Source organism: Escherichia albertii, assembly GCF_028622335.1.
In the GTDB taxonomy this organism is placed as follows: Bacteria; Pseudomonadota; Gammaproteobacteria; order Enterobacterales; family Enterobacteriaceae; genus Escherichia; species Escherichia albertii.
In genome coordinates this window covers 3,439,080-3,458,882 of the sequence record NZ_CP117568.1, presented here as the reverse complement: position 1 = coordinate 3,458,882, position 19,803 = coordinate 3,439,080, and the positions used below count along the sequence as shown (strand labels likewise).

Below are 19,803 nucleotides of genomic sequence, written 5' to 3'. Positions count from 1 at the left end.
CACCATATTTTTTCTCATTGTTCAACCACCAGGATGAATAAAATTTAAAAATGTTATCCTCATATAAAATAAAACTTCTCAATGGTGCGATGCATAATCGGGAATTACAACTTCCGATGGGAAACCTAACGATAGGCACAGAAGATAACGATATTGTTTATTTTCCCCTTGAACAAGGCCTCAATCAGTTTTTACTTGATATACGTGAGGAAGGTGTTTTCCTTTTATCTCCGGTTGAATTTTGGATTGATGGACAGCCCACCCCCTATGAAGCAGAACAGTCATTACCTGTCGGAAAGGTCATCGATATAGCGGGATGTTGCTTCATCATTGGTGATATTGACCACACCTTGCCATTGTCTGATGTGCCAGAAAGGTTCTCTGCCAAAAATCGACGTAAAAAGCGTCTTATCCTGGCTAGCGTGATTGGTGCTGCGATTGCGTTGTCTGGCGCCATCGGCAGTTACGTTTTGCTTTCCCCAAAAGCTGAACCCCCAGCGTTTACCAGAGCTGATGTATACCAGCAGCTAAAAGAAAACAAACTTCATGCAATCACTCTGGTATGGCATGGGAAAAATGTCGCGCTTTATGGGCGTTGCGAATCAACCACTGATTTAACTCCATTTTTTAATTACCTGAAAGAAAAAAATATTTTTTATTACAACAATATCATTTGCAATAACCAAATCATCTCCGCAATTAATGATATTTTAACGGAATACGGTTATAAGGATATCATCATTACAAAAGGTAATAAGCCTGGATTCTTCCTGTTATCGGGATACATTCCCCCTTCACCAAAATGGAGCGAAGTTGAAAATCTGTTACTGAATACGCCAGGGGTCGCTGGATGGGAAATACATAACAACAGTAACAATAAAATCAATGAACTAGCATCAGAGTTCAAAAAGAATAAATTAATAAACTATGTCAATATTTTCAAAAAGAATGATGTCATCATTGTTGCGGGGGAGGTTTCTCAACAGAACGAGAGTAAGATCCTTGCCATTATAAATGCGATGAACAAAAATAGTAACGTCAAGATACTATTTCAGAACATTCAGCCGTACATTTCAGCAGATATTTTCCCCGGAAAAATACTTAGAATCAGCGGCACGATGAAGAATCCAACAATTGCTCTTGATAACGGTACAAGCCTGGGAATTGGTAGCATACTGAAAGGAGGTTATGTCATAGACGCGATTGATCCTAAAGACGGTATCAACATCTCCCGCCCAGACGAATATATACATATTCCACTGTCTTATTAACTTATTATCACTTTCCCCCTCTTCGGAGGGTTTTTTATTTATTGTAGGGTGAAGTAATAGCAAATTTTCTAGTGAGGAACGCTGGAAAAGTAATGTGAATAGCAATCCTGTCGCTATCATAGTAACAGAGAATGTCGCCAGGGGATCAGACGTATGATAATGAGCCATTTAATTATCGAGCTCGGTTATCACAAGAATGGGCAGTTCTGAGAGAAGCATTTATACAGAATATTAAACAAGCGCAGTTGAGCAATTCAATAATGGTCTCGCCGTAAAGAAATTTACCTAAATAAGGTACAACTATTAAGGTTGAATAAATATCTATTAAGCCCAACTAAGATAACTATCTTAGTTGGGCATTAATTAATGATTATAAGATCATCTTACACAGACGGCAAAAGCGTTAGCTTTTTTCACGTCGACCTTACTATTACTTCCATTACTAGGGATTTCATTTTTGGTAACTAAATCAAATGTACTAGTCCAACCTTTAATTTTATCATCCCCTGTTTGTTGGGTCCATGCTGTTATTGTGGTTTTACCTTTATAGCCCTCATAACGATTAGCTGCCCCCCATTTATTATACACGTCCTTTAGCTCACTTGTAGATGACGGTAAGCGACCACTATTCGTGCTACATGTTGCTTCAGCAACGCTATAGATTACTTTATTTTGTGTTTCTACAGTTATAATTTTCTCAGGTGTATTAATTGTATATGTCGCGGTTTGATTATCGCCAGACACAACTTCAATTTTTGTTGTTCCTTTCTTCAGCAAAGTAACTCGACCAGTTAAAGCATCAACTGATGCAACTTTTGGATCTTGAGAGCGCCATTGATATTTCCCATCACCACCTTTAGCAGTCAATTTGAACTGACCATATTGCAACCAAATATTAGGTAAAGCGCCAGTAGCAGAGGTTCCAATAATATTAACATTACTATCAATGCTCAGAACTGAGAAGAATTTTACCTCAGGAGCCTTAACCTCTGTATTAACTTCGCTGACTTTTGCACTAACAATAGCATTACCTGCAACGCCAGATGTCAGTTTTACCGTAGCCCTACCATCTTTATCCGTTTTCACAATTTGGGTATTAGAATTTCCCCCCAGATTACCAAAGTTCGTTGAGAATGTAACAGAATGGTTTGCTTCTGGTTGGTTATTCTTCATTACTTTAACAGTATAGGTAATCGCATCAGAACCATTTGCCTTCGCTGTTGTTTTATCAGCCTTAATCTCAGTAATGCTGGCCTTGGTTTGATCAACAAATATAACCGCACTGGCATTAAGTGGCGAAGTCATCTCCGCGGTTTTAGCAGACACGACGACCTGTCCTGGCGTAGCCGACTTCAGCGTTACGGTCGCCTTACCGTTACCATCCGTTCTGGCACTATTTGCCCCAAGAGTTGCAGTCCCGGATACAATACTAAATGTTACAGGGGCATTAGCCTGAGCTACACCATTCTTTTTAACCGTCGCGGTATAAGTAATGGTATCAACGTTATCCGCTTTAGCCGATGTCTTATCAGCCGTAAAGTCCGTTACCCCAACCTGGTCCACAACCTGCCCATTCGGTAAAACGGTAATAGTGAGCTGTACATTATTAGAACTATTACCATTTCGGTCATAGGCGCGAGCGGTCACTTTATAAATATTGCTGCCACCTTGCACATAAGCAGGCAAAATAGCCTGGTAGTCTTGTACGCTTTGGCTTCCGCTATGCTGAATCTGACCGCCCTGACTGCGTAATGCACTATCATCCCAGACAATACGATCCAGACCGTATTTGCTCTTAACGATCAATTGAATCTTCTGCGTACTGTGTTCAGTGCCATTAATATCATGCGGAATATTCAGAGAAAGAATATCCTGCTTTTTGTACTCCAGAATAATATTGTTATTACGCTGAACCAGATCGTAACGGCTGCCCGATAATGTTCTTAACTCGTTAACATACTGTGGCTCGATTTGCTGAGACCACGGTTTATCAAACTGATAACGGAACTGCATTGAGTAAAGGAGATCATTTTCATTACCCGTACCATGACGGTAATCGATCCCCATCGTCACCAGAGGAATCGGAGTGTAGTTTACACCAACGGTCGCCGCACCAGGATTCGACTGCAACTTATCGGAATTAAACAAAGCAACATTATCACCATAATACTGCTCATACATCAGCTTGGCGCCTAATGCCGGATATGATGGTAGATAGCCATTAAAGCGGATATCGAAACCATTTGCCGGGCGCTCATCATAGTCTTTCTTATTGTATGACTCATGCCAGCCGCTCATGCGGAAATAGCCGTTAACGCTACTTTTAAAATAGTCTCGCCAGTATTCGCCACCAATACCTAAACGGGTATTATCACCAGAAAAATCCTGATCAATGAAGACGTTATAGCCCAACATATTTTCAGGAAGGAAAAAACGCTGGCCAGCACCTAAATTTGCCGTAAAGCGGGAGTCAATGTAACGCGCCCCGACCTGACCAAACGCCAGCATATTTTCGGAATCATAGAACGGTAATAAGAAGTCCAGTGAACTACCGTCAAAGTTATTACCGCTCTGCAGATTAACCTCTGCCGTTCCATAATGTTGTAACCAGGCCTGCAACTGTGATGAAGCCTGGCTGCTGGCCATACCAAGAGCGGTATCTTTCGCGTAATCGCCGTTCAATGAGCGCGACTGAAGCTGGCTACCAAGGCTCGCGGCCTGTTGTGCCGCATAATTTAGAGCCTTGTCATCGGTCGTGTTGCTTTTAGTCACGTCCGGGGACATTTTAGTCATTTTATTCGTATGACCAGCGACACCACCTGCAGCAACAACAGGTGCCGAACCCAAGACAGGTAAGGCACTATATTCAACAGACAGTTTTTTGAGTGGCAAAATGATCTGTTGACCAGGTCCAGCCTTCATCATTTCGCTTTCGGAACTGTATAAATGTTTATTCAGTGACCAAATTACCGATAAACTGATCCCCTGTGATTTAGAAATATTGGCAACAGTTTCACCTGTTTTTAACGTATAAAAAAGGCGATCCTGAGCGGCATTTTGAATTAACAGTTTTGAATCTGAACTCAATTTAAAATAATTTTCACCGTTTGCAAATGAATTCTGGTTAACATAAAAAAACAATCCTAAACCAGCACTAAGCATAATAAATGTTTTTTTTAGCTTATGCTTGTGCCGGGTCCGGGCATAAAAACCATGAGTAATCATGTTATGGGCTCCACCACAATGAGTTAGAATGAATAGTAAATTATATTAATAAATAATCTTTTATCTTCCGGCGTAATAATGCTTATTATCGCTTGAACTAATTTCCTCTATTTTCATATGTTCGTTTTCTAATGTTATTCCCTGATTATGTAATACCAAATACAGGTTTTCCATTGACTTAACGACGACTTCTATTTCATTCTCAAGTTTTTCAGGTGTAGCATCATCGAGCGGAAAACGTAACGCTAACAACAGCGATTGTGCTCCTGATTCATAACACAGGTATGGTCCACCATTCTCTGCAAACCATAAGTTTGCATTCAAAATCTCAAGAGCGAAGTTAGGATTATCTGTCGGGAATTTCCCACAGACGCCATAGATCATCATATATTCGTCATTAGCATCAGATAACGAAATATAATAAATCTCATCAATAGCAAAAGAACACAATCTATTTTCATTAAATGAAATAGATCCAATACCAATTTTTTCTGCAAATCTATCTAATAAAAGCTCAGATCTTGATGACATTATAATTTCTCTTAATTGAATTTATAATTACAGAAGTTCAAGAGTTGCCCATGCTGCAACTTTATTCTCTGAAACATTAATATTAGTAAAACTCCCCCCCTCCCGACCTCAACTAAATACTCACGGATATATTTAAACGAAACGTGCGGGTCCCGGCGTTGGTGCGGCATTGGCAGTACTTACTGCGCTCTCGCCCCCCCCCGTTAATCCTCCCATACCTAAACGCAATCCGCCGCTGCTTGCCAGAAGCGCATAAGTACTTTGGATACCTTGCCCTGGGGTTCCTACTAACCTTCCGGTAACTGGGCCGTTCCCTGAAAAATGTTGAATGACGCTATAATTAGGATCTGCAGCGACCTCATCATAAATAGGTTCCTCTGGAATACGAGCCAGTGAATCATTTCTGGGCATTCCAACGTCAGCATACGGATTCTCTACCGTGCCCGTGCTGGAGGTGTCAGACCAGTTCGATGCAAGGCTGGCATTCGAATTGCGCCTGCTCGCCGGGGACTCTTCTGGCCCACTTGTGTCAGTATTGCCCTGTGCAGATGCGTTATTCGTAGGCTGATTATCGACTACTGTACGTGTAGTGATTGTTTGTTCTGCCGGTTGGTTTTTCCGATGAAGAGCAGCAGTAACACCGGCACCAATTCCCCCTCCAAGAATCAGCGCCCCACTAATACCGTAGCCAACCCCCGATGAAAGAGACATTTCCTGTTCGCGTTTAGCATGCTGCTCATCATATTTTTGCTGCGCCTGAGAATTACTTTCAATAGCTTCCTGTCTGGCCTGTTCCCCCGCCGCTTTAGCTTGTTCTGCTATTTGCGCAACAACATCATCTCTTAATTCCCCTGACGGAATTGCATTTCCGTTCTCATCGATATTAACTTTTTGTTTATCTGGATCCTGGAATGCCTCCTGCGTTAACCGATCTTTTGTCGCAGCTTCAGCTGTGCTTGCTGCAGTATCAGGATCGGTAGTAGTTGGATCATCCGGCTCTGGAGTCAACGCAACAGCCTGTGCAATACCCGTCGCAGCCATCCCTATCAGACCTGCAGCAATAGTCCCCAATGACAACCAAAGTTTAGGATCTGCACGGAGGCTAGAAGTTGAGGTTGAGGTATGAATTTCAATGATTTTTCCCTCGCCACTATTTGGATCCCCTGGCTCCTTCGTCTCCTTTGTATCCTTTGGTTCTAATTTATCTATTATCCTCTGACGGGCTTCGGCGATATCTGAAGCAACCGTGACCATAGCATGCCCTGCGCCACCGCGGCCTCCAGTAAATACAAATTTGTTTTTACCTTCAGGATCAAGGGACTGTAAGCTAGAAAACTCTTGATCACTTAAAACAACAGTGGTCTCGAGGCCATTTTTTTGTCCGATAGCAACATGGCTGCCATCATCCCGAGTTTCAACACGGAATAACGAAGATCCAATAGCAGAGTTAAGAGTATCAAGCCCCCCTTTATCATGAAGAACTTCAAGCGCACCATGCAAAGATACCTCGGACGCAGCAAAGCGCAGTGGATTTGTAGGAAGTCCGGGAATATCACTGGCACGAGAATCAGCAGCATCGGCAACAGAATTCCTTATAGGCGTAAATAGCAAACGAGACCCCATCGGGCCATTTGAGTTAATGAGCTGATTACGGGCACCTCCTGCACCGTCGGTTTGTGAAGGTAATGGCGGAGCAGGTGGAATTAAAGCTCTCACATTGGGATTGTGGCCAAGATTACCAATAGGCATAAAATATCTCCTTTTTATTTTATGTAAATAGATAATAATCCTTTATATTGCTATTACATAATAATGTAATGGTATACAGTACGTAGTCGATATACGGCTGAACATAACATCGACCAAATAAATCACAGTCTGATTTTTGATGCAAGAAAATAATGCAGAAAAATACACATCAGTGTAATTAAATGAAAATAATCATGCGATATAAAAATAAATGCCACGTGAAACTTTAATAAAACATACTATAAATAAAGCTATATTTTATGTTTATCCAATTGAAGCATTAAAATTACAAAACAAATCAATTAAATAACTTTTTTCAATCTAATAAATAATGAAGTTTATAGTATATCAAGTTTCCGTATATAGCCTTTTCTTACATCAGCAAAGACTACGCTATACACCAGGAAGCTTAACTTATGCCCAACACGCATATAAACAGGTTATTCCTACAACCGAGTATCCTGTACATGCTGTGCAATCGTGCTCTGAGTCAGAGCTTTGATATCACTAACTTTCAAACCACCAAATTTCTGTTCAAAGATTTCTTGTGAGACTTGTTCTATCATCCTGGTCTGGGTGTTAAAGCGTGTAATTGGATCCACCCCTTTGCCACACTGCTCATCAACTTTTTTATTAAAGTATTTGTTGGACTGTAAGAAATGGCCAATCGACGTTTGTGCACAATTCATATCGAGAGGTTGCTTTATCGTGCTTTCAACAGCCTTGAAAATGTGGCTTTTGGTCTCCTTACCAATTACCGAATTATTACTCATGCAATAGTCATCAATAGCTCTGTTTACTGTTCTGGATATATAAGTAATTTGCTCCTGTTTGAACCATTGCTGAGTATCACCGCTACGGGTTTGTTTGGCCACGGCCTGAAGTAGCTGGTTAGTCAGTTTGCCATGATTAATCATAAAGTTCGACTGCATGGGCACGAACTTCATACCACTGGCTCCCACCCCCGCTTGTGTCGCAGCTCTGGTGACCGCAGGTCTAAGAGTTTGTGTAGCCGCCTGAGCTAACGATCTACCTACCATTGTCATTGGACTAAACATACAATAAACCTTTATATATTATATAACGATAACAAAATATTTTTCATTTTCATTAAAAACAATAATTGTTTTATATTTAAATTTTCCTCCGGCACTATCCACAAGTAGTTGCACTACATTTATCACATGCTATCATAAATATGCAACACTATTACTCGCATCTTATATTTTCGTCTTATTATTTGTGCCAGAACTCACGAGTTAATTACGTTTAAGCATCCCCTCATTGAAAGAATGACAGGACTACAATATGAATGAACAATTTCGCACAGATCTTGCACATACGTTCGGAATAACTCTTGAAGAACAAACTAACGCCCTCTCTTTCCATGATCACGATGGTCATGAATGGATACTGGAGTGTGCGCCTCAATCTGAGGTCCTGTTTTTTTATTGTTATTTATTCAATAATGAATCTTCAAAAATTGATAAAATACTAGAAATAAATAGCAATCGAGAACTACTCGGTATGTTTTTTCTATCATTAAAAGAAGATAGCGTACTTTTGAATATTGCATTCCCTGCAGATAAGGTTAACATTACAGAGTTTATCAATTTAATGGAAAACGGTTATTTATTAAAGAATGAAGTAATTAGTTTATTGTCGTAAGATGTTTTATCCTGATAAATTATGAGCTGGAAGGAATTCATCCATTCAGCTCAATCCCCTCCTCATCACAGAATCTCTGACTTCTGCCAGCCAAACTCACTCTGAATATTCATCCCATATTTTCCTAAAAACAATGTATTATCGACATAAAACAAACAGAAAAACTCCAGAATCACAATTATTCTGGAGTTAAACCAGGAGGAAAGCTCAAATGATAATCACACTACGGAGTTAGAGAAAGAGTTTGATATCATAGCATTACTATAATCAAGGTTTTCAGTAGACTGTACGCAACGTAATAAAGAAGATAATCCTCTTTCCGTTAAGACCCCCTCCAGTGGAGTTCGAGGAAACCAGGTTGGAGAAAGTGGAGTGATATGCCTCTCATTTAGTTTACTTTCCAAAGCCTTAGTCACACCGCCAGAAAGAAAGCTAAATAATCTTGAGAGACACCCACTTTCCTGAGTCATCTTTTGTACTTTGTACACATAATTATCTGTTTTGTAATCTTTAATAAAACGAACAGAATATTCTTTGCCCCGAAAGGAGACAACGGAGTAATCCGCCATTTCTGAATATACTCGATGGTGGCGTTGTTGTGTTCGGGCTTTAAGCTGAATTTCATCTACGATATCTTCATTCAATACATGAAGAGTTCTGCTAAACTTGCCCCATGACATATGGTGACTTGTCAGCGAAGTATTGAGTATTATTCCTGATAACGATGACGACATAATACATCTCCCTATATAACTTATTCCTGATTAATCACATACTAAACTAACAGTAAAATAAAAATCTTCGTTGATTTTTACAATGCTTCCGTATGCTATAGTCGTATTATTGCGTATTAACCGGCACCCACCAAAAAGATGATATCCAGTTGAATCGATAATGTCATCTTTTTTGGCATTGCGCAACATATGTATATCAACATGAATTGTTCCAATCACACAATAAATGCGATCCATTACAGCCTCATTGCTGATAGTACATAACAAATCTGCAGCCTGGACATCCGCAATAAATAAATTATTATCACAAAGTTTTACGGTTGCTAAAGGGTTATTAATAACAAGCCAACACTCTCTTTCTTTGCTGTCATCAACATGATAGAGCCTTAAACTATCACCAACAGTCAGCTCTGTAACCGGGTAATCAGTCCACCCAGGAGCAATATACCCATCAAAGAAAATGGTATTAGAATGTGGAACAAATTGCCAATTTTCATTAATTAGATATTGTAAACTCTGTACCGTTATTTCGAGTATAATTACATTAAGTCTGTTTTCTCCATTATTATTTTCTATTACCGGATAAACATCTTTATTTAGCATCGTAAATTGAACATCATCAACAGACACATCACCTTCTGGTAAAGCAGTCTGCATTACCCATAAGATCATGAGTTTTATCATATCTTCCGGTATCAGCCGGCTTTCGCTATACGGGAATAACTCCTGGCACCACTGAATGAACTGTTCTTCTGATATCCAAAAACGCCCCTCATAGCCTGAGCATGTTAACGTGAAGCGGATACCATTACCGCTGACTTCGCGAAAATATGCATGGCAAGCATGCCCTTCAGGCGTAATATAGAGGCGACCGGTTCCTATGACTGACAACAATGGCAAGTAAAAATCATTAATTTTCATATTCAATTGAGAATTCAATAGGTTCATCAGGAAAGATTTCTTTTAACTTATCACAAATATAATTCTTTTTATGGTATAAAAAAACATGATTTTTGTTATTGGGGTTCAGTGTAATAGACAGATAAATGGTTCCATTACTACATTTTATTGTTAAAACAATTCCGCGTAACTTTCCACAAATAATACTAAATGAACGCTCTCCTTGTTCAAAGTAGCGTCGCCTCTGTCCAGGAGCGTAGAACAATCGTTTCCATAAAGAAGCCATTCGTATGAACGAAGTGTCAGGTGTTCTTTTTTTTATGCGATTAAAAATATCATTAAAACTTTCTTCTCCCTGCGGCCAATCATCTGACGGCTGAAAAGAAACAGGCTCTATCAAATTTCTTTTTAGAGAAATGCTAGTCAAAGTAATGTTCCTTTATGGCAAAAGATAACTTCTCTATTGATTTATTAACATGTTGTAGATCCTCTTTTGTTCGTTTTTGTGAATCGAGCAATGAACGCTTTTCTTTAGAAAGTGAGGATTTTTTCTCATATAATCGCTGCTTTTGCTCATCAAATGCATTGTTTTTAATCTGGTATTTATACAACGACACTTTATCCAGATTCACCAGCGATGCACAATACGCCTGCTTAGAGGCAATCGACTCTTTAATGGCTTGCTCGCAGTCATCGAGTTTACCATCCACCTCTTTTATCTGAGAGTTAATCTTAGCCATTGATTCTCTCAATCGATTCGCTCTGCTTTTACGAATAGATAAAATTCTGTCCAACATATTCAGGCAACCACTTTGAATAGGCTTTCAATCGTTTTTTCGTAACTACTGATATCTTTGGTGCTTTGTTGTATAAAGCTCTGAATTGCTTTCCTGTTTTTTATTGCCTTATCCGCTTCAGGATCTTGCCCCATCGTGTACTCACCAATACGAATAAGCAGCTCAATATTTTTATAGGTTGCGATAAGCTTTTTGCATTCTGCCGCCGCACGCAAATGCTCCGATGTAACAACATTATGCATAACACGACTGGCGCTTAAACCAATATTAATTGCAGGAAAATGATTTTCCTCTGCAAGTTCTCGGGTAAGCACAATGTGCCCATCAAGAATAGAGCGGACTTCATCACCAATGGGATCATTAACATTATCGCTTTCTAACAACACCGTATAAATCGCGGTTATTGAGCCTTTTGGCGCAGGCCCCGCACGCTCTAATAATTTGGGTAACGAGGAAAAAACACTCGGAGGGAATCCCCCCCTTACATCAGGCTCTCCCGATGCAAGCCCAACATCACGCGCGGCTCGGGCATAACGAGTTACGGAATCCATCATTAATAATACATTTTTGCCCTGATCCCGGAAGAACTCTGCAATGGTTGTCGCCGTAAATGCGGCCTTCATTCTTTCCAGCGCGGGACGGTCTGACGTTGTGACGACCAGTACACATTTAGAAAGCGTGGATTGAGGTAAAAGCGCGAGGAATTCATTTACTTCGCGACCACGCTCGCCGATAAGGGCAAGGACAATAATATCCGCGGATGCGCCATTACAAATCATTCCCAAAAGCGTACTTTTACCAACGCCGGACCCCGCGAAAATACCGATGCGTTGCCCAATACCGCAAGTAAGTAAACCATCTATTGCCCTGACGCCAAGCGTAAATGGCTGATCAATAACCTGCCTTAATAAAGGATCGGGGGGTTCAGCATACAAACTGCGTTCAAACGGAAGATAAGGTGCAGTAATATTACTCCCCATTGGTCTGCCTATGCCATCAACCAGTCGCCCAAGGAGTTCGTCTCCAACACGAATCTTGAACTCATCCCCCTGATAACTTAGCCACTGGCCACAATACATGCCGGAAATATGCTCAAAAGGCAGCAGGAAAACCTCATCTTCATCAATAGCGATCACCTCAGCTAAACGTTGACTGGGTTCTATCTTGTAAAAGGCGCCAATACGCGCTTTTGGTAAACGCGCCTTGATAATCGTCCCGCCGATATTGGTAATCTTGCCTTCATATCTGGTAGACGAATTTAATGATAATGTCGGCACAGTGCTATTGAGCACTCTCTGGATACGTGGGTATCTTTCCAATACAGAATCATGCTCTGAAATCATTTACCGTTCCTAATACTTTAAGTTCGATATTATTCCCAACTTCCTGAAAAGAGAGCACGGGGACTGACGGGAACGAACCTTCAATCATTTTCTTCACATAGCGCCTGATATCTAAAGCGGTCAGAATGACGCCATTCCCCGTTGGATTCACAATATTTTTTAAGAAGCCAATAATCTGCTCACTTCGCTCCGGTGAGATATTCAAATACGAACCTGATGACGTTTGTCTGATCGACTCTCGTAGCTCATTTTCAATATCAGAGCCAATAAGCCAGACATTCAGAAGTGTACCGCGAACGCTATAGCGACCTAAAATATGCCGACGGAGGGCGATACGAACGTATTCGCACAAGATAACCACATCTTTTTCTTTTGTGGACCAAAAAATAAGCGTTTCAAAAATAGTTCGTAGATCTCTAATTGAGATATTTTCCTCTACGAGACGCTGAAGAATATCCACAATCTTGCTCAGACCAAGCTGACGCTGAAGCTCTTTCACAAGTTCGTTATATTTCCTCTCCATGATGTCCATCAGATAACGCGTTTCTTGTACGCCGATGAACTCTTTGGCATTAGACAATACAAGTTTCTTTAGCAAAAACGTTATCTTATCATTTGTTTTTGCATAAACATCCATACCTGAGACGTGAGCTAGTTGTTGGTTAGCCTCATTCGTTTTATACACGATAGAGTTAGCAGAAAGCTTTTCCTGGACAAATTCAAATGATATCTCTGCATGCCCAGCCTCAAAATAAACAGTATCATCTGTAAGAGTATCTTTGTATATTGACTCTTGATAGAGCAAAAATTCTATAGCGCTATCATTATTTTTAATTGGATTAACAATAATCTTAGGCAATGGAATTCCACTTTCCTCAAAGAAATTCCAACGCATAACCTCAATCTGCTGTGTAATATCTGAGCTATAAATATTACTACTTAAGTTTAAAATCAACGGCTCGGCACCCGGTGAGATATTTTGGCTATTAGACAAATCAGCTCCCATAGCGTCCTTATTATTGCCAGTTCCAAATGTTCTTTTCTTCTGTAATTTCCAGGCGATACCCAACAGGCAAACCGCCAGAAACAAGAAGACCAATGTAGGAAAGCCAGGAATAATCGCCATTACGATCATGAGTGCGGCACTGATTAAAAAAGGGCGACTATTAACAGAAACCTGTTGAACAATATCACCTGCAAGGTTTTCTTCTTTTTCGCTTTCACCGGGAACACGAGTAACAACAACCCCCGCAGTGACGGAAATAATAAGCGCAGGGATCTGGGCAACCAAAGCATCACCGACAGACAATACAGAAAACAGGCTAAGTGCTTCACTAAATGGCATGTCAAATTGCCACATTCCAATGAGCACGCCACCAAACAGGTTAACTAAAACAATGATGATACCGGCAATAGCGTCCCCTTTTACAAACTTCATCGCCCCGTCCATTGAACCATAAAACTGGCTTTCCTTTTGCACTCGGGAGCGAAGAACTTTTGCCTCAAGCGGGTCAATAACGCCTGCGCGCATATCACCATCAATACTCATTTGTTTTCCTGGCATACCATCAAGGGAAAAACGAGCACTCACTTCAGCAACACGCTCAGCCCCTTTTGTAATAACCATAAATTGTACAATGGTGATAATGGTAAAAATAACCAGGCCAACAACAATATTACCGCCAACAACAAAATTACCGAAGGAGTAAATAATGTCACCCGCATCGTGATGCAGCAGAATAAGTCTGGTTGTACTAACACTGAGCGACAGGCGCATCAACGTCGTAATCAACAGGATTGTAGGAAAAGAAGTTAGCTCAAGAGGATTTTTTATATAGATTGAGAGCATTAATAAAAGCAACGCTGTCGATATATTAATCGCGATAATGATATCCACCACAACTGTTGGCAATGGAATAATCATCATCATTACAGCCATAAAGAAGAAGAGAGCCAGAATAAGATCGTGATATGACTCTGCTTTTTTAAATATATTTAAGAGTTTATTCATGATGTCATCCTGCGAACTCGTTCAATAATCTGCACATGCTGCTGAAAAGTATTCATTAGAGAAAACACATCAATATTGGTTAACAAACAACTTAAGCACAATTTGTTATCGTAGACAAAAATATGTTCAATCACTCCCTGCGTCCGTTCAGGGGCAAGGGCATTGAAAAAAGAAAAAAACGCATTTTCGTTATACTCTAAGGCAAACGTAATAAACACATTACTATCAATTATTTCAATAAAAAAAGAAAAACCATTAAAATCAATTTCCACGCGATTATCAAACAAATAAAAATCATTACCTAATAATCTTAAAAATTCTTCTACATTTCTTTTAATTAAAAGATTCATATGCAGGCTCTGAAGTAAGTATATGTTTGGATATTATTGCTTGAAAAAGCGTATTGGATAATATATACAGTATATGTACTTTATGTACATTGCAACTATTTAAATAATATAATAGTTGCCCATGGGATAATTTGGTTATTGATAACCAGACAAATGTCTAAATTAGACAATGGAGAAAAGTTAATGGATGCAGCAAATTTAAGTCCTTCTGGCGGAGTATTACCACTGGCAGCCACAATCAATGGAAATGTTTCGGTGGATGAAAATACAGGAGTAATGACACCAGAAAATGGGACAAGTCGTAATATCAGAATTGTAGGCGGAATCGCACTCGCTACTACAGCCCTGGCTGCTTTAGGTACTGGCATTGCAATGGCATTTACAGATACAAGCTCACAAGAGTTCTTAGGTTTAGGCATCGCCACCGGCGTATTCGGTGGTGTTACTGCGCTTGGTAGCGGATTAGCGATGAAATATGCCTAATCATCGCATCGAATAAATAAAATAGAGAGGTCATGGATGCATTATGCCATTACCTCTCTCATGAAAAGAGACTAACCATAAATATGAACAATATTAATCAATCAGAAAATATTAATATTCATTTTAATAAAGTATCCCAAACAAATTTCGTTGATGACCATGCCCCGTTAGCACCAACGCCCTCTGCGGCTGGAGCGGCTCAGTTTCTTGATCAATTGCTTCCTAAAACAGCTGGTGTATCTTCTCCAGAGCAAGTTTTAATTGAAGAAATTAAAAAGAGACATCTTGCAACAATGAACACCGATCTCAGTTTCGATGCCCTATCTGCAGGTGGGCTCTCGCCAGAAGATGTGCTCACATTACAAAAGAATGTGCTTAACGCAAACGTCAATGTTGATGTCGTATCCAAGTTAGCAAGTCTTCTTTCAACATCGGTTACAAAACTGGTTTCAATGCAATAAAAATGAAAAAATACATTAAAAACGCCTTTTTATTTACTTTTATTTGTTTGACAGTTGCATGTAAAGAGCAATTGTATACAGGATTAACGGAAAAAGAAGCCAATCAGATGCAAGCATTGTTGTTATCCAATGATGTCAATGTATCTAAAGAAATGGACAAAAGTGGAAATGTAACAATAAGTGTGGAAAAAGAGGATTTTGTCCGTGCGATAACCATTTTAAATAACAATGGCTTCCCGAAAAAGAAATTTGCAGATATTGAAGTTATTTTTCCGCCCAGTCAGCTAGTGGCATCGCCATCACAAGAAAATGCAAAAATCAACTATCTCAAAGAACAAGATATAGAAAGGTTACTAAGTAAAATCCCCGGTGTTATCGATTGCAGCGTCTCATTAAATGTTAACAATAACGAGAATCAACCATCCTCGGCTGCTGTTTTAGTCATTAGCTCGCCAGAGGTTAACTTAGCACCATCAGTCATTCAGATAAAAAACTTAGTTAAGAATAGCGTAGACGATCTCAAACTAGAAAATATTAGTGTCGTTGTCAAGTCATCCTCAGGACAGGACGGGTAATATGTATGAACAATAATAATAGCATAGTTAAGAATGATAGTGACTGGCTAACGGCTCTTGATTTTGTAAAAGATGTCAAAGGTTCACCAAAGCATCTTACTTTTCATATCTATCAAAAAAATGCCTTCTTACACGACTTTGGAAATTACTGGGTTCTGTATATCGAGCTTAATGGCGATTTTCGCCAGGTTCCAACAGATACCTTCATCAGACTCTGTAATATTCTGGCCGTTAGTAAAGAATATAAACAAATGGGCATTTTTCAATCTAATAAAAAATGGTATCTTTGCCAACTGTTTAATAAAGATAATAATCATCGCGCAAACATGTCAAAAGCAATAATGCAACACACACTCGCCTCTTTGCTTGACAAGCAATTTGATAAGTTAGAGCAAGCATCTACATCAGATACAACGATGCCTCCAACACATTTGTTTTCTGATATAGGACGAATTGTGTAATGAAAAAAATAAGTTTTTTTATTTTTACAGCACTATTTTGCTGCAGTGCTCAGGCTGCCCCGTCCTCTCTGGAAAAAAGATTAGGCAAGAACGAGTATTTTATTATTACAAAAAGCTCTCCGGTACGTGCAATCCTCAATGATTTTGCCGCTAATTATAGCATCCCTGTTTTCATCAGTAATTCTGTGAATGATGATTTCTCTGGTGAAATAAAAAATGAAAAACCAATGAAGGTACTGGAAAAACTGTCCAGGCTCTATCATCTCACATGGTATTATGATGAGAACATTTTGTATATTTATAAAACAAATGAAATATCAAGAAGCATAATTACGCCAACATATCTGGATATTGACTCACTGTTAAAATATCTGCGTGATACAATCTCAGTAAATAAAAACTCCTGTAACGTGAGAAAAATCACAACATTTAACTCGATTGAAGTTCGTGGCGTTCCTGAATGCATAAAATACATTACATCTTTATCTGAAAGTCTTGATAAAGAAGCACAGTCTAAAGCAAAAAATAAAGATGTCGTTAGAGTATTTAAATTAAACTATGCATCAGCGACAGATATAACGTATAAATACCGCGACCAAAATGTTGTCGTGCCTGGCGTCGTCTCCATCCTGAAGACGATGGCAAGTAATGGCTCACTTCCCAGCACAGGCAAAGGCGCTGTAGAAAGAAACGGCAACCTGTTTGATAACAGTGTAAAGATTTCCGCAGATCCACGTCTTAATGCAGTTGTTGTAAAAGATCGTGAAATAACTATGGACATATATCGGCAATTAATTTCTGAGCTTGATATTGAGCAAAGACAAATTGAGATTTCTGTTTCAATTATTGATGTTGATGCAAATGATCTTCAGCAACTGGGAGTAAACTGGTCCGGTACATTAAATGCAGGGCAAGGTTCTATTGCCTTTAACAGCTCAACGGCGCAAGCTAATCTCAGTTCTTCTGTGATAAGCAACGCCAATAATTTCATGATCAGAGTGAATGCGTTACAACAGAACTCGAAAGCAAAAATACTCTCTCAGCCATCAATTATAACCTTAAATAATATGCAGGCGATTCTTGATAAAAACGTAACGTTTTATACAAAAGTTTCCGGAGAAAAGGTGGCGTCTCTGGAAAGTATTACCAGCGGAACATTGCTGAGAGTGACACCACGTATACTTGATGACAACTCGAATAGTCTTACCGGAAAACGTCGGGAACGAGTTCGTTTGTTACTTGATATTCAGGATGGCAATCAATCGACTAACCAAAGTAATGCTCAGGATGCCAGCAGCATCTTACCTGAAGTACAAAATTCAGAAATGACAACAGAAGCGACATTAAGCGCTGGAGAAAGTCTGCTGCTTGGCGGATTTATCCAGGATAAAGAGAGTTCAAGTAAAGATGGTATACCGTTGTTAAGTGATATTCCTGTTATTGGTAACTTATTCTCCAGTACGACAAAACAAAAACACAGCGTTGTTCGACTCTTTTTGATTAAAGCGACCCCGATAAAATCAGCATCTAGCGAATAATAAATGAGGCTTTATGAGCAGGAAATTTAGCTCTCTACAGGATATCTATGATTTCTACCAGGATGGTGGTACGTTAGCATCACTGACAAATTTGACGCAACAAGATCTCAATGATCTTCATTCTTATGCCTATACAGCATACCAATCTGGTGATGTTATAACCGCAAGAAATCTATTTCATCTGCTAACATATCTGGAGCACTGGAATTATGACTACACCCTATCTCTGGGGTTGTGTCATCAGCGTTTATCAAATCATGAAGATGCACAACTGTGTTTCGCTCGCTGTGCAACTTTAGTTATGCAAGATCCCAGGGCATCTTATTATTCTGGGATTAGCTACTTATTGGTCGGAAATCGGAAAATGGCCAAAAAAGCCTTTAAGGCTTGTTTAATGTGGTGTAATGAACAAGAAAAATACGCTACATATAAAGAAAATATTAAAAAATTGTTAGGTAATACAGATTAAAAACTACCATCTGCCATACCAATCCCCAGGCTGTCTGGGGATTTTCTATCGGAAATAATAAAGCTGCTTTGGTGAAGTGCGCCCAACGTTGAGCACCGACCGCTGGCAGATTTATCTACAGGTGTGGGTTACTCCATTAACCAGGATTTTATGCGCCTGAACCATCTTCTGCTGTACTCAATGTCATTTCCGCTTATAGAATAAGCAGTATATATCTTAACTTAGCATCAGAAATCTGACTGTTTCAATCATCTATAGCCCAGAGTGTATTTGTCAGGAAATGACTTTCAAACTTTGGCAGAGAAAAAGGCTTATCCTGGAAAACAAAGCCCTTGAATAGAGCTTTATTTTTATTCTTCTATAAAATATACTCAAAAAAATACGTTTAATTCTTCTTTTTCCGCCTCATGATCATTTCGTTCCAGATATTAGACTGCCCCACAATACCATTACCGACTCGGTAGGTTTTTCTTTTTGGTCCGGTTGATACCGGACTTTCTATCGGAACAGCCTCGAGGTTAACATCATAAATGAAAATCTCAAGGCGCTTATAATGCAAGTTACCATAACTAACATATCTGACACGAAATGAAATTTTTTCTTTTCTTCTCGATATATAAGTTATAATAAATGATGCTCTCCTCAGGTTTATACCGAATGCTTCGGCAATATCATTGCGAGAAATCCATTTCTCCTGCAATTTACACCAAAGAGAAACCAAGATATACAGAGGCTCACCATCGTAATTCTTTACTGAGTCAGGAATTACATAGTCGCCATTTTTATTTTTAGATTCCATTTTCCATGTTCTTTTTATTTGATAAATAAATCGGCATAAAAAACATTCATAAACAAAAATTATTTTAAATAAAACTTATGACATTTCTGTGTTTTTAATAATTAATGGTTCTATAAATCTGGCATAAACATCAACAAACAATTTTTCATTTCCTCTTACATGGCAATGTAATGTGACATTACTATCATTACTCAGTACTTTTTTAGGGATAACTAATTGATAATCTTGTTCAATGTTTAGCACCGAGGGAATTTCATGATTATAGCGATGGACATGAAGTATGATGTCCTCCTCTTCAGACAGGACCCCCTGATACACAGAAGCAATATCTCCGCCAGTGATCAAATTTCCATTTTTAATCAGTATACCTTCCCCACAGGAATCTTCATTGCTAATAAAGATAATGCTATAGATGCCATCCTTCATAATCATAACTCA

21 protein-coding genes are annotated in these 19,803 nt (G+C 39.2%); 8 read left to right on the top strand and 13 right to left on the bottom strand.

The genetic code is table 11. The features are described 5' to 3' along the window. Window positions 1-50: 50 nt before the first annotated feature. Window positions 51-1,271, top strand: coding sequence for a type III secretion system LEE inner membrane ring protein EscD (escD, locus tag PS053_RS16765; protein WP_256878755.1), 1,221 nt, complete (start codon window positions 51-53; stop codon window positions 1,269-1,271). Between the two features lie 378 nt (window positions 1,272-1,649). Here the strand turns inward: escD and eae are convergent, their stop codons facing one another. From eae to PS053_RS16745, 4 genes are all read right to left on the bottom strand, one after another. Beyond that, a complete protein-coding gene (gene eae / locus PS053_RS16760) occupies window positions 1,650-4,496 on the bottom strand; it encodes an intimin type epsilon (RefSeq protein ID WP_256878756.1) in 2,847 nt (948 codons plus the stop codon). A gap of 60 nt (window positions 4,497-4,556) precedes the next feature. Continuing rightward, window positions 4,557-5,027: a type III secretion system LEE chaperone CesT gene (gene cesT, locus PS053_RS16755; protein ID WP_000098786.1), complete on the bottom strand. Its 471-nt coding sequence runs from the start codon at window positions 5,025-5,027 to the stop codon at window positions 4,557-4,559. A gap of 132 nt (window positions 5,028-5,159) precedes the next feature. After that, window positions 5,160-6,776, bottom strand: a complete 1,617-nt coding sequence (gene tir / locus PS053_RS16750) for a type III secretion system LEE translocated intimin receptor Tir (RefSeq protein WP_256878757.1) — start codon at window positions 6,774-6,776, stop codon at window positions 5,160-5,162. A gap of 446 nt (window positions 6,777-7,222) precedes the next feature. Further along, window positions 7,223-7,834: a type III secrection system effector, WxxxE family gene (locus tag PS053_RS16745; protein WP_033803157.1), complete on the bottom strand. Its 612-nt coding sequence runs from the start codon at window positions 7,832-7,834 to the stop codon at window positions 7,223-7,225. A gap of 250 nt (window positions 7,835-8,084) precedes the next feature. On the opposite strand from PS053_RS16745, the gene PS053_RS16740 reads away from it, so the two are divergent. Beyond that, on the top strand, window positions 8,085-8,444 hold the full coding sequence (locus tag PS053_RS16740) for a type III secretion system chaperone family protein (RefSeq protein WP_059236119.1): 360 nt from the start codon (window positions 8,085-8,087) through the stop codon (window positions 8,442-8,444). Window positions 8,445-8,662: 218 nt separating this feature from the next. Here PS053_RS16740 and PS053_RS16735 read toward each other — a convergent pair whose 3' ends face one another. From PS053_RS16735 to cesL, 7 genes are read right to left on the bottom strand one after another with little or no spacing between them, the layout of a single operon-like run. Further along, window positions 8,663-9,178 carry a hypothetical protein gene (locus PS053_RS16735; RefSeq protein ID WP_001374266.1) on the bottom strand — a complete coding sequence of 172 codons (516 nt, stop codon included), beginning with the start codon at window positions 9,176-9,178 and terminating at the stop codon, window positions 8,663-8,665. 30 nt (window positions 9,179-9,208) lie between these two features. Further along, a complete protein-coding gene (locus PS053_RS16730) occupies window positions 9,209-10,126 on the bottom strand; it encodes a type III secretion system protein SepQ (RefSeq protein WP_001050796.1) in 918 nt (305 codons plus the stop codon). Further along, a complete protein-coding gene (locus PS053_RS16725; RefSeq protein WP_048816286.1) occupies window positions 10,089-10,505 on the bottom strand; it encodes a DUF1106 domain-containing protein in 417 nt (138 codons plus the stop codon). Before PS053_RS16725 ends, PS053_RS16730 begins: the two co-directional genes overlap by 38 nt. Continuing rightward, complete coding sequence (locus PS053_RS16720) at window positions 10,498-10,818, bottom strand: hypothetical protein (RefSeq protein WP_001062953.1); 321 nt, start codon at window positions 10,816-10,818, stop codon at window positions 10,498-10,500. Before PS053_RS16720 ends, PS053_RS16725 begins: the two co-directional genes overlap by 8 nt. Window positions 10,819-10,877: 59 nt before the next feature. After that, on the bottom strand, window positions 10,878-12,218 hold the full coding sequence (gene escN / locus PS053_RS16715; protein ID WP_256878758.1) for a type III secretion system LEE ATPase EscN: 1,341 nt from the start codon (window positions 12,216-12,218) through the stop codon (window positions 10,878-10,880). Further along, the gene (escV, locus tag PS053_RS16710) at window positions 12,202-14,229 is read right to left on the bottom strand and encodes a type III secretion system LEE export apparatus protein EscV (protein WP_033803153.1); all 2,028 of its coding nucleotides are present in this window, start codon (window positions 14,227-14,229) and stop codon (window positions 12,202-12,204) included. Before escV ends, escN begins: the two co-directional genes overlap by 17 nt. Next, entirely contained in the window at window positions 14,226-14,579 is a 354-nt protein-coding gene (cesL, locus tag PS053_RS16705) for a type III secretion system LEE chaperone CesL (protein ID WP_001050414.1), read from the bottom strand. Before cesL ends, escV begins: the two co-directional genes overlap by 4 nt. A gap of 183 nt (window positions 14,580-14,762) precedes the next feature. Between cesL and PS053_RS16700 the strand changes: the two genes are divergently transcribed. The 6 genes from PS053_RS16700 to cesD all read left to right on the top strand — a co-directional run bounded on the left by PS053_RS16700 (window position 14,763) and on the right by cesD (window position 18,566). Beyond that, window positions 14,763-15,062 (top strand): SepZ/EspZ family type III secretion system protein, encoded by a 300-nt coding sequence (locus PS053_RS16700; protein WP_256878783.1) that lies wholly within the window; start codon window positions 14,763-14,765, stop codon window positions 15,060-15,062. A gap of 83 nt (window positions 15,063-15,145) precedes the next feature. Then, entirely contained in the window at window positions 15,146-15,523 is a 378-nt protein-coding gene (gene sctI / locus PS053_RS16695) for a type III secretion system inner rod subunit SctI (RefSeq protein ID WP_001059792.1), read from the top strand. 2 nt (window positions 15,524-15,525) lie between these two features. Next, window positions 15,526-16,098 carry a type III secretion system LEE inner membrane ring protein EscJ gene (gene escJ, locus PS053_RS16690; RefSeq protein ID WP_256878759.1) on the top strand — a complete coding sequence of 191 codons (573 nt, stop codon included), beginning with the start codon at window positions 15,526-15,528 and terminating at the stop codon, window positions 16,096-16,098. 5 nt (window positions 16,099-16,103) lie between these two features. After that, window positions 16,104-16,559 carry a type III secretion system LEE switch protein SepD gene (gene sepD, locus PS053_RS16685; protein ID WP_054411713.1) on the top strand — a complete coding sequence of 152 codons (456 nt, stop codon included), beginning with the start codon at window positions 16,104-16,106 and terminating at the stop codon, window positions 16,557-16,559. Then, complete coding sequence (escC, locus tag PS053_RS16680; RefSeq protein ID WP_000723928.1) at window positions 16,559-18,097, top strand: type III secretion system LEE outer membrane ring protein EscC; 1,539 nt, start codon at window positions 16,559-16,561, stop codon at window positions 18,095-18,097. The genes sepD and escC overlap by 1 nt, the downstream gene beginning before the upstream one ends. A gap of 13 nt (window positions 18,098-18,110) precedes the next feature. Then, window positions 18,111-18,566, top strand: coding sequence for a SycD/LcrH family type III secretion system chaperone CesD (cesD, locus tag PS053_RS16675; protein ID WP_000087469.1), 456 nt, complete (start codon window positions 18,111-18,113; stop codon window positions 18,564-18,566). A gap of 385 nt (window positions 18,567-18,951) precedes the next feature. On the opposite strand, the gene grlA is transcribed toward cesD, so the two are convergent. Together grlA and grlR are read right to left on the bottom strand one after the other, a co-directional pair. After that, on the bottom strand, window positions 18,952-19,365 hold the full coding sequence (gene grlA / locus PS053_RS16670) for a type III secretion system LEE transcriptional regulator GrlA (protein WP_256878760.1): 414 nt from the start codon (window positions 19,363-19,365) through the stop codon (window positions 18,952-18,954). A gap of 75 nt (window positions 19,366-19,440) precedes the next feature. Then, complete coding sequence (gene grlR, locus PS053_RS16665; protein ID WP_000605357.1) at window positions 19,441-19,797, bottom strand: type III secretion system LEE GrlA-binding negative regulator GrlR; 357 nt, start codon at window positions 19,795-19,797, stop codon at window positions 19,441-19,443. Window positions 19,798-19,803: the final 6 nt, after the last annotated feature.

Bases quoted from the DNA above. Each gene is read 5' to 3' on its own strand.
- escC (WP_000723928.1), top strand. From the start codon at position 16,559: ATGAAAAAAATAAGTTTTTTTATTTTTACAGCACTATTTTGCTGCAGT.
- escJ (WP_256878759.1), top strand. From the start codon at position 15,526: ATGAAAAAATACATTAAAAACGCCTTTTTATTTACTTTTATTTGTTTG.
- sctI (WP_001059792.1), top strand. From the start codon at position 15,146: ATGAACAATATTAATCAATCAGAAAATATTAATATTCATTTTAATAAA.
- escV (WP_033803153.1), bottom strand. From the start codon at position 14,229: ATGAATAAACTCTTAAATATATTTAAAAAAGCAGAGTCATATCACGAT.
- sepD (WP_054411713.1), top strand. From the start codon at position 16,104: ATGAACAATAATAATAGCATAGTTAAGAATGATAGTGACTGGCTAACG.
- PS053_RS16700 (WP_256878783.1), top strand. From the start codon at position 14,763: ATGGATGCAGCAAATTTAAGTCCTTCTGGCGGAGTATTACCACTGGCA.
- tir (WP_256878757.1), bottom strand. From the start codon at position 6,776: ATGCCTATTGGTAATCTTGGCCACAATCCCAATGTGAGAGCTTTAATT.
- escD (WP_256878755.1), top strand. From the start codon at position 51: ATGTTATCCTCATATAAAATAAAACTTCTCAATGGTGCGATGCATAAT.
- cesL (WP_001050414.1), bottom strand. From the start codon at position 14,579: ATGAATCTTTTAATTAAAAGAAATGTAGAAGAATTTTTAAGATTATTA.
- PS053_RS16740 (WP_059236119.1), top strand. From the start codon at position 8,085: ATGAATGAACAATTTCGCACAGATCTTGCACATACGTTCGGAATAACT.
- PS053_RS16720 (WP_001062953.1), bottom strand. From the start codon at position 10,818: ATGGCTAAGATTAACTCTCAGATAAAAGAGGTGGATGGTAAACTCGAT.
- escN (WP_256878758.1), bottom strand. From the start codon at position 12,218: ATGATTTCAGAGCATGATTCTGTATTGGAAAGATACCCACGTATCCAG.
- cesT (WP_000098786.1), bottom strand. From the start codon at position 5,027: ATGTCATCAAGATCTGAGCTTTTATTAGATAGATTTGCAGAAAAAATT.
- PS053_RS16735 (WP_001374266.1), bottom strand. From the start codon at position 9,178: ATGTCGTCATCGTTATCAGGAATAATACTCAATACTTCGCTGACAAGT.
- PS053_RS16745 (WP_033803157.1), bottom strand. From the start codon at position 7,834: ATGTTTAGTCCAATGACAATGGTAGGTAGATCGTTAGCTCAGGCGGCT.
- cesD (WP_000087469.1), top strand. From the start codon at position 18,111: ATGAGCAGGAAATTTAGCTCTCTACAGGATATCTATGATTTCTACCAG.
- PS053_RS16730 (WP_001050796.1), bottom strand. From the start codon at position 10,126: ATGAACCTATTGAATTCTCAATTGAATATGAAAATTAATGATTTTTAC.
- grlR (WP_000605357.1), bottom strand. From the start codon at position 19,797: ATGATTATGAAGGATGGCATCTATAGCATTATCTTTATTAGCAATGAA.
- eae (WP_256878756.1), bottom strand. From the start codon at position 4,496: ATGATTACTCATGGTTTTTATGCCCGGACCCGGCACAAGCATAAGCTA.
- grlA (WP_256878760.1), bottom strand. From the start codon at position 19,365: ATGGAATCTAAAAATAAAAATGGCGACTATGTAATTCCTGACTCAGTA.